An 8,794-nucleotide genomic window follows, 5' to 3' on the forward strand; every position below is an offset into this window, starting at 1 on the left:
TTATGTACGACCCCACGCGGCTGGCCGCCCTGGTGGCGGTCGCGGAGGCGGGATCCATCGGCCGGGCCGCCGCGCGGCTCGGCTACACCGCGCCCGCACTCTCCCAGCAGCTCGCCAAACTGGAGCGGGAGGCCGGGACGGCGCTGCTCGTGCGCCACCACCGCGGGGCACGACTGACGGCCGCCGGGGAGCTGCTGCTGGTCCGGGCCCGGCGGGCGCTGGACGAGCTGGACCGGGCGCGGCACGAGTTGGCACAACTGGCGGGCCTGTCCGGCGGCCGGCTGCGGGTGGGCACGTTCATGACGGCTGGTACGCATCTGCTGCCGCCCGTGCTCAGCGCGTTCCGCCGCGCGCACCCGGATGTGGAGCTGAGCGTCACGGAGTACGAGCCGCCGCTGGGTATGCGGGCAGTGGCGCTCGGCGAGGTGGATCTGGCGCTGACGCACGCCTACGTGCCGGGGGATCCGATGCCCGCGCCCGAGGGGGTGCGGCTGGAGCCGCTGCTGACCGAGGAACTGGTACTCGTCACGGCTCCTGGGCATGTCCTGTCGGCGGGCCAGGGCCGGCTGCCGCTGTCCGGTCTGGCCGGGCAGCCGCTGGTCAGCATGGCCCCCGCCAACCCCCATCGGCGCGGCGTGGAAGCGGCGCTCGCGGCCGCCGGCGCGAGCGTAGCGGTGCGCTGCGAGTCGCCGGGGTATGCGGTGGTGTGTGCTCTGGTGAGCGCGGGTCTGGGGGTGGCGGTGGTGCCGGAGATGACGGCGGCCGGGTCGGTGACGCCGCTGGGAGTGCGCCGGCTGGAGCCGCCCGAGCTGCACCGCACGATCTCGGTGGCCTACCGCCCCGGTGGCGGCTCGCCGGCCGCCGACACCTTGCAGGCGCTGCTGCGCGGCGCGTTCACCCGTGGCGGCGCCGTGCAGTGAGGCCGTGGGGTGGCGTGCCCGGTGACGGGCGGGGGGGTCAGCGGGCGGTGGCCGTCCAGGGCAGGGAGATCCAGACGGTCTTGCCGCCGTTGGGAGTCGGTTCGACCGTCATGCGGCCGCCGGCTTCCGCGGCGAGGAAGCGGATGATGACCAGGCCGCGTCCGTTGTCCTGCTGCACCGCCGCGGGCAGCCGCTGCGGGTGGCGCGGATGGCTGTCGGTGACGCCGACGCGGAGCTGCTCGTCGCGGTCGAGCCGCAGTTCCACGGTGAAGGTCGGGGAGCGGCCCAGGGTGTGCTGGACGGCGTTGGTGGCGAGTTCGGAGATGATCAGCCGGAGGGCGTCGGCGCGCACCGCGTGCGACGGCAGGCCCCAGTCGCCGAGCACGTCGCTCACGTATCTGCGGGCCAGCCGCACCGAGGCGGGCTCGCTCGGCAGCGTGAGTGAGGATTCCTGGTGGTCTGCCATCGCGACGCCGTCCTTTTCCCACCGAGGCTCGATTCCGGCGCACCGACCAGGAGCGAGGTGCCGCTCGGACATCGATACGGCCTCGGGCTGCTGCTGCGCGTCAGACTGCCATCCATGCTGCCGGTATGGCGTCGATCCACCACGATATGCCCACGTCTGTCGCTCAATGCGGTGAACTCTGCTATGCGAGAACGGATTTGGGCGGCGGGGACGCACACCGGCCCGCCGGTGCCGGTCCCCCACGCGGCGCCCGCGAACGCTGTACCCGCCTCATACTCGCCGGGCGGGGCCGGTAAACCTCTGGGGAGGGCTGTCGCCTCCGGGCCCGCCGGGCGTCCGGTGCCCTCAGCCGCGGGGTGCGGTGGCCACGATCACCTCGACCGCCCTGTCGATCTGCGCGTCGGTGAGGTCGGCACGGGCGGTGAGCCGCAGCCGGGAGATGCCGTCCGGCACGGACGGCGGGCGGAAGCAGCCGACGACGAGCCCGGCCTCCCGGCAGTCGGCGGCCCAGCGGACCGCCTGGTCAGGGGACGGGGCGCGTACCGAGACGACGGCGGCGTCCGGGCGTACGGCGGCCAGGCCCGCGGCGGTGAGGCGGCGGTGCAGCTGCGTGGCGACGGTGCGCACCCGGTCGGCGCGCCCGGGTTCGCGGCGGAGCAGCCGCAGCGCGGCCAGTGCGGCGCCGACCGCTGCGGGTGCCAGGCCGGTATCGAAGATGAACGTCCGCGCGGTGTTGACCAGATGCTCGATGACGCGTGCCGGGCCGAGCACCGCGCCGCCCTGTCCGCCGAGGGATTTGGACAGGGTCAGGGTGGCGACGACGTCGGCGTCACCGGCCAGCCCCGCGGCCGCCGTCGCGCCGCGGCCGCCGTCGCCCAGGACGCCCAGTCCGTGCGCGTCGTCGACGAGCAGGCCCGCGCCGTGCGCCCGGCAGACCTGGGCGATGGCGGGCAGCGGGGCCGCGTCGCCGTCGACGGAGAACACCCCGTCGGTCACCGCGAGCGCCCGGCCGCCGTGGCCGGCCAGCGCGGCGGCCACGGCCCGCGGGTCGGCGTGCGGGACGACGGTGGTACGGGCCCGGGAGAGCCGGCAACCGTCGATGAGGGAGGCATGGTTGCCCGCGTCGGAGGCCACGAGGGTGCCGGGTCCGGTGAGCGCGGTGACGGCTGCGAGGTTCGCGGCGTAGCCGGATGACAGCACCAGGGCGGCCTCGAAGCCGCAGAACGCGGCGAGTTCGGACTCCAGCCCGGTGTGCAGTTCGGTGCTGCCGGTCACCAGCCGGGATCCGGTGGCGCCCGCGCCCCAGCGGTGCGCGGCCTGGGCGGCGGCGCGGGTCACCTCGGGGTGCCGGGCGAATCCGAGGTAGTCGTTGCAGGCCAGATCCAGCAGCGCGGAGTCGGCGGAGCGCGGGCGCAGGGTGCGGACCAGGCCCGCCCGCCGGCGTTCGGCACGCGCCGTATCGAGCCAGTCGAATGCCGCGCCGAATGCCTCGCGTACGGGTGCCGCTGCGGGGTCGGCGGGCGGCACGGTGTGTGCGTCCCGAGTCTGCGGCGGTGCGGTGTCCTGCGGCATCGGCATCCTTCTCGATTGTGGGCTGTCGATAGACGTTAGCGGTCGTTACACCCGTACACAGTGTGGTGATACCCACACCCCGAGCCGAGGTCGTTGTGGGAATCCTCCTTGGCCCGGGGCGGTGCCGTACGTCAGGATCAACGGCATGGAGCTGCTGAACACTCTGGTGGACAAGGGGCTGCGGCGTGAGCTGCCGACCCGCGAAGAGGCCCTCGCCGTACTGGCGACGTCCGATGACGAACTGCTCGAAGTCGTGGCCGCGGCCGGAAAGGTACGCCGTCAGTGGTTCGGGCGGCGGGTCAAGCTCAACTACCTCGTCAATCTCAAGTCGGGCCTGTGCCCCGAGGACTGCTCGTACTGCTCGCAGCGCCTCGGTTCGAAGGCCGAGATCCTCAAGTACACCTGGATCAAGCCCGATGACGCGTCGAAGGCGGCGGCTGCGGGCGTGGCGGGCGGCGCCAAGCGGGTGTGCCTGGTGGCCAGCGGCCGCGGGCCGACCGACAGGGATGTGGACCGGGTTTCGGAGACCATCTCCGCCATCAAGGAACAGAACGAGGGCATCGAGGTGTGCGCCTGCCTGGGGCTGCTCTCCGATGGCCAGGCCGGGCGGCTCCGGGAGGCCGGGGCGGACGCGTACAACCACAACCTCAACACCTCGGAAGCCACTTACGGCGACATCTGCACCACGCATGACTTCTCGGACCGCGTGACGACCGTGCAACAGGCCCAGGCGGCCGGCCTGTCGGCCTGTTCCGGACTGATCGCCGGGATGGGCGAGAGCGACGCCGATCTGGTGGATGTGGTCTTCGCACTGCGGGAGCTGGACCCCGATTCGGTGCCGGTCAACTTCCTCATCCCGTTCGAGGGCACCCCGCTCGCCGAGGAATGGAACCTCACGCCGCAGCGCGCGCTGCGCATCCTGGCCATGACCCGCTTCGTCTGCCCGGACGTCGAGGTACGCCTGGCGGGCGGCCGCGAGGTGCATCTGCGGAGCATGCAGCCGCTGGCGCTGCACCTCGTCAACTCCATCTTCCTCGGCGACTATCTGACCAGTGAGGGCCAGGCGGGCAAGGACGACCTCGCGATGATCGCGGACGCGGGCTTCGAGGTGGAGGGCGCGGACACCGCCACCCTGCCCGAGCACCGTGTCCAGAGCTGCGGCGAGGGCTCGGGCGGCTGCCACGGCGAGGCGCCGGACGCCTGCCACCCCGCAGCGGACGCGCCGCCCGCCGCTACCGTGCCCGCGCCGTCCGACGAGGCCCGCCGCGGCCTGGTCTCGGTACGCCGCCGGGGCGCAGGCACCGAACTGCCGCCCAATGCCTGAGGCCCTCTCCCCGGGCGACCTGCTCGCGCTCGACCGGCAGCATGTGTGGCATCCCTACGGCCCGATGCCGGGACGCGGCACGCCGCTGCTGGTCGAGTCGGCGGCCGGCGTCCGGCTGCGGCTGGCCGAACCGGCCGGTGGCCACACGGAGTTGGTCGACGGGATGTCGTCCTGGTGGTCGGCGGTGCACGGGTACAACCACCCCGTACTCAACGACGCCGCACACGACCAGCTGGGGCGGATGAGCCATGTGATGTTCGGCGGGCTCACCCACGAACCCGCCGTACGGCTCGCCACACGGCTGGTCGACATCACACCTGCCCCATTGCGGCACGTCTTCCTCGCGGACTCCGGTTCGGTGTCCGTCGAGGTCGCCGTCAAAATGTGCCTCCAGTACTGGCGCTCGGTCGGCCGGCCGCGCAAACAGCGGCTGCTCACCTGGCGGGGCGGCTATCACGGCGACACCTGGCAGCCGATGTCCGTGTGCGACCCCGAGGGCGGGATGCACGAGCTGTGGCAGGGGGTACTGCCGCGCCAGATCTTCGTGGACGCACCGCCGCCCGGCTTCGACGCGGAACCTGACCCGGCGTACGCGGCACGGCTGCACGAGCTGATCGCCCTGCACGCCGACGAGTTGGCCGCGGTGATCGTCGAGCCCGTGGTGCAGGGCGCGGGCGGGATGACGTTCCACTCCCCCGGCTATCTCCAGGTGCTGCGGGACGCCTGCGATGCGCACGGCGTGCTGCTGATCTTCGACGAGATCGCCACCGGCTTCGGCCGCACCGGCTCGCTCTTCGCCGCCGGGCACGCCGGGGTCTCACCGGACGTGATGTGCGTCGGCAAGGCGCTGACCGGCGGCTATCTCACGCTGGCCGCGACGCTGTGCACCTCGGACGTGGCCGCGGGGATCTCCGGCGGCGAGGTGCCGGTGCTGGCGCACGGCCCGACGTTCATGGGCAATCCGCTGGCCGCCGCCATCGCCGACGCCTCCATCGAGCTGCTGCTCGGCCAGGACTGGGCGCAGGAGGTCAAACGGATCGAGACCGGCCTGTGGGCGGGTCTCGCGCCGGCCCGGGACCTGCCGGGCGTACGGGAGGTGCGGGTGCTGGGCGCGATCGGCGTGGTCCAGCTCGATCACGAGGTCGACATGGCGGCCGCGTCCGCCGCCGCCGTCCGGGAGGGCGTATGGCTGCGCCCCTTCCGCGACCTCGTCTACACGATGCCGCCGTACATCACGGGCGACGACGACGTGGCGCGGATCTGCGCCGCGGTGTGCGCGGCGGCCCGGGAGGGCTGAACTGCCGCGCGGCGGGGCCGGTTCGGGTATCGGACCGGCCCCGCCGCCGCGGCGCGGTGCGCCACGCACCTGTTCCCTGGCTCCCCTTGTTCCCCTATCCCCTTGTTCCCCTCAAGACACAACTCGGAGGCGCGCCATGACGGTGCTGTTCGTGACGGGCACGGGCACGGAGATCGGCAAGACCGTGACGACGGCAGCACTCGCGGCGGCCGCGCTCGCCCAGGGCCGCTCGGTGGCCGTGCTCAAACCCGCGCAGACCGGGGTGCGGACGGATGAACCCGGTGATGCCGCGGAGGTCGAGCGGCTGGCCGGCCCCGTGACCACGGCCGAACTGGGCCGCTTTCCCGAGCCGTTGGCGCCCGCGACGGCAGCCGCACGGGCCGGGATGACGCCGGTCCTGCCCCAGGACGTCGCGGAGGCGACAGCCGAACTGGCCGCTTCGCACGACCTGGTGCTGGTCGAGGGCGCCGGCGGCCTGCTGGTCCGCTTCGACGGGTCCGGCGGCACCCTCGCCGACGCCGCGCGGCTCGCGGACGCGCCCGTCCTGATCGTCGCACCGGCCGGCCTGGGAACCCTCAACGCGACCGCGCTCACCGCGCTCGCCCTGCGCTCGTACGGTCTCGACTGCCCCGGCGTGGTCATCGGCAGCTGGCCATCGGCGCCCGATCTGGCGTCCCGCTGCAATCTCGCCGATCTGCCGGACGCCGCCGGCGCTCCACTGCTCGGCGCCATTCCCGAGGGCGCAGGAAGCCTGCCGCCGCACGCGTTCCGAGCCGCGGCAAGGGACTGGCTGGCGCCGCTCCTCGGCGGCACGGACGCCTTCCGGCTGCCGAGCTGACCCGGCCCGCCGCACACCGTCCGGAGGCCGCCCGGAGCAATCCGCCGGACCACCCGCACCGCCCGGCGCGGCCCTGGCACACTCCCCGCATGGTCGATGACGCGTACGCCGATCCCGGGCTCGCCGAGTGGTACGACACCCTCAACCCCTGGGGCGCGTCGGACGACTTCTACCTCGGCCTGGTGATGTCCGCGGGCGCCGTCCTGGACGTCGGCTGCGGTACGGGCGCGCTGCTGCACCGCGCCAGGGAACGCGGCCACCCGGGCAGGCTGTGCGGTCTCGACCCGGCCGCGGCGATGCTCGACCGGGCCCGTGCCTGTGGGCGTACCGGGATCGAGTGGGTATGCGGCGGCCTCGGCGACGGGCCCGGCCCCGCTGCGCTCCGCGGCTCCGGCCGGGGCGGCGGGTTCGACCTGATCGTGATGACCGGCCACGCCTTCCAGGTGCTGCTCGACGACGCAGCGCTGCGCGACGCGCTGGCGTTCGTGCGCGGCGCGCTCGCCGACGGCGGCCGGTTCGCGTTCGAGACCCGCCACCCGTCGGCGCGTCCGTGGGAACGGTGGGCCCCGGAGCACGCCGTCGAAGTGACCCGCCAGGACGGCGTCACCGGCCGCACCGAGCACCTGGTCGCAACGCCGGTCGAAGGCCAACTGGTGCGTTTCACGACCACCTTCACCACATCCGACCGCGAACGGCCCCGCACCGGCCGCAGCACCCTGCGCTTCCTGCCGCCCGCCGCGCTGTCCGCGTTCCTGGCCGACGCGGGGCTGACGGCCGTGGAACAGTACGGCGACTGGGACCGCAGTCCGCTGACGGGGTCCAGCCCGGAGATCATCACGCTTGCCGCGGTCAGTCCAGGTCCGCGCCCTTCCGCTCCGGAATGAGGAACATCGCCGCCATGTCCAGAACGTAGAGGACGGCCAGCAGCCCGATCGCCTTCCGGAACCCGAACGACCCGGCGACCAGGGCGACCACCAGGGGCGCGCAACCGCCGACCCCGCGGCCGATGTTGAAGAGCACGTTCTGCGCGGTGGCACGGGCCTGCGTGGGGTACAGCTCGGCGATCAGCGCGCCGTAGCCGCCGGTCATGCCGTTGACGAAGGCACCCATCACCGCGCCGCCGATGAGCAGGGCCGTGGGGGTGGAGAGGGTGGCGTAGGCGAGGACGGTGAGGACCGCGCCGGCCTGGAAGATCCAGAAGGTGGGACGGCGGCCGATGCGGTCGGCGAGGTGACCGAACGCGAGGATGCCGCAGGCCATGCCGAGGACCGTGACGGCCGTCCAGGCACCGGACTTGGTGAGGCTGTAGCCGAACTGCCGGGACAGATAGCTCGGCAGCCAGGTCATGATGCCGTAGTAGCCGAAGTTCTGGACGGACGTCAGGACGAGGACGCCGAGGGAAGCGCGGCGGGCCGCCGGGGTGCCGACGAGGCTGCGCAGCGGTGCGGTGGCAGGACGTTCACCGCCAGCGGCCTCGGTGAACGCGGCCGGCTCGTGCATGGTGCGGCGGAAGAGGAAGGCCGCCACGGCAGGCAGCACACCGAGGGCGAACAGGGCGCGCCATCCCCAGGTGTTGATGACCGGAGCGGACACCAGGGCCGCGGCCAGGACGCCTGCCTGCCAGCCCAGGCCCACGTACGAGGTACCGCGGGCGCGCTTGCGGCTGGGGAAGGCTTCGGCGGCCAGCGCCATGCCGATGCCGAACTCGCCGCCGATGCCCGTACCGGCCAGGAAGCGGAAGATCGCGAGCTGGGTGAAGTCCTGGGACAGCGCGGTCAGTCCGGTGAAGACCGCGAACAGCACGATCGACCAGCTCAGCACCCGGATCCGGCCGAAACGGTCGGAGAGCACACCGAAGAACAAGCCGCCCACGACGCAGCCGATCAGCGTGAGCGTGGTGAGCGAGCCGGCCTGGGTCGACGTCAGATGCAGCCCGGCGGTGAGCGCGGAGAGCGCGAAGCTGAGGATGAGGAGGTCGAAGCCTTCGAGGCCGTAGCCGACGGCGGAGGCGACGACGGCCTTACGGGCGTACGCATCGGACCAGGCGGCACGGGGGCCTGCGGCGGCGGGCTCGGGCACCGGCGCCGACTCGGCAGTTCCTTCCGTGGCCGTCGCGTCGGGGGCCGGCCGGTGTTCCGACGGCGAGGGGTGGTGGGGCATACGTCCTTCAGTCCTGCGTATGGGAGTTGCGGCCGTCCGGGAGAGGGTGAGGCCGGGGGTGTCTGTGGTGGCGGGGCGTGGCGGGGCAGGTTCTCGGGGGGCCGCGGACTTTGTGGGCGGTGCCGGTGGCCGGAGCGTGCGGGGGCGGCCGACGCGCCAGTTTAGGATGCGGCGCCGTTGCGTGCGTGCGGGCTTGTGGAGAGGGCGGTCGGGAGGG

Annotated in this window: 8 protein-coding genes; 5 read left to right on the forward strand and 3 right to left on the reverse strand. The window is 73.3% G+C overall.

The window, feature by feature from the left end; translation table 11 throughout:
* Positions 1-2: 2 nt before the first annotated feature.
* Positions 3-920 (forward strand): LysR family transcriptional regulator, encoded by a 918-nt coding sequence (locus tag LIU39_RS16715; protein ID WP_227047508.1) that lies wholly within the window; start codon positions 3-5, stop codon positions 918-920.
* Positions 921-957: 37 nt separating this feature from the next.
* Here the strand turns inward: LIU39_RS16715 and LIU39_RS16720 are convergent, their stop codons facing one another.
* Together LIU39_RS16720 and LIU39_RS16725 are read right to left on the reverse strand one after the other, a co-directional pair.
* Positions 958-1,386, reverse strand: a complete 429-nt coding sequence (locus LIU39_RS16720; protein ID WP_227047509.1) for an ATP-binding protein — start codon at positions 1,384-1,386, stop codon at positions 958-960.
* A gap of 345 nt (positions 1,387-1,731) precedes the next feature.
* The gene (locus LIU39_RS16725; RefSeq protein ID WP_227047522.1) at positions 1,732-2,958 is read right to left on the reverse strand and encodes an 8-amino-7-oxononanoate synthase; all 1,227 of its coding nucleotides are present in this window, start codon (positions 2,956-2,958) and stop codon (positions 1,732-1,734) included.
* A 145-nt stretch (positions 2,959-3,103) separates the two neighbouring features.
* Between LIU39_RS16725 and bioB the strand changes: the two genes are divergently transcribed.
* From bioB to LIU39_RS16745, 4 genes are all read left to right on the forward strand, one after another.
* Positions 3,104-4,282, forward strand: a complete 1,179-nt coding sequence (bioB, locus tag LIU39_RS16730) for a biotin synthase BioB (protein ID WP_227047510.1) — start codon at positions 3,104-3,106, stop codon at positions 4,280-4,282.
* Entirely contained in the window at positions 4,275-5,579 is a 1,305-nt protein-coding gene (locus LIU39_RS16735; protein ID WP_227047511.1) for an adenosylmethionine--8-amino-7-oxononanoate transaminase, read from the forward strand. Before bioB ends, LIU39_RS16735 begins: the two co-directional genes overlap by 8 nt.
* A gap of 136 nt (positions 5,580-5,715) precedes the next feature.
* Entirely contained in the window at positions 5,716-6,417 is a 702-nt protein-coding gene (gene bioD, locus LIU39_RS16740; protein ID WP_227047512.1) for a dethiobiotin synthase, read from the forward strand.
* A gap of 89 nt (positions 6,418-6,506) precedes the next feature.
* A complete protein-coding gene (locus LIU39_RS16745) occupies positions 6,507-7,301 on the forward strand; it encodes a class I SAM-dependent DNA methyltransferase (RefSeq protein WP_227047513.1) in 795 nt (264 codons plus the stop codon).
* Here the strand turns inward: LIU39_RS16745 and LIU39_RS16750 are convergent.
* Complete coding sequence (locus LIU39_RS16750) at positions 7,267-8,577, reverse strand: MFS transporter (protein ID WP_227047514.1); 1,311 nt, start codon at positions 8,575-8,577, stop codon at positions 7,267-7,269. The two genes, LIU39_RS16745 and LIU39_RS16750, sit on opposite strands and share 35 nt — an antisense overlap.
* Between the last annotated feature and the right edge of the window lie 217 nt (positions 8,578-8,794).

Source organism: Streptomyces pinistramenti, from assembly GCF_020564935.1.
Lineage (GTDB): Bacteria > Actinomycetota > Actinomycetes > Streptomycetales > Streptomycetaceae > Streptomyces > Streptomyces pinistramenti.

What these genes read in the sequence shown, in the direction of transcription:
- LIU39_RS16715 (WP_227047508.1), top strand. Translation starts at nt 3, where the DNA reads ATGTACGACCCCACGCGGCTGGCCGCCCTGGTGGCGGTCGCGGAGGCG.
- LIU39_RS16720 (WP_227047509.1), bottom strand. Translation starts at nt 1,386, where the DNA reads ATGGCAGACCACCAGGAATCCTCACTCACGCTGCCGAGCGAGCCCGCC.
- LIU39_RS16725 (WP_227047522.1), bottom strand. Translation starts at nt 2,958, where the DNA reads ATGCCGCAGGACACCGCACCGCCGCAGACTCGGGACGCACACACCGTG.
- bioB (WP_227047510.1), top strand. Translation starts at nt 3,104, where the DNA reads ATGGAGCTGCTGAACACTCTGGTGGACAAGGGGCTGCGGCGTGAGCTG.
- LIU39_RS16735 (WP_227047511.1), top strand. Translation starts at nt 4,275, where the DNA reads ATGCCTGAGGCCCTCTCCCCGGGCGACCTGCTCGCGCTCGACCGGCAG.
- bioD (WP_227047512.1), top strand. Translation starts at nt 5,716, where the DNA reads ATGACGGTGCTGTTCGTGACGGGCACGGGCACGGAGATCGGCAAGACC.
- LIU39_RS16745 (WP_227047513.1), top strand. Translation starts at nt 6,507, where the DNA reads ATGGTCGATGACGCGTACGCCGATCCCGGGCTCGCCGAGTGGTACGAC.
- LIU39_RS16750 (WP_227047514.1), bottom strand. Translation starts at nt 8,577, where the DNA reads ATGCCCCACCACCCCTCGCCGTCGGAACACCGGCCGGCCCCCGACGCG.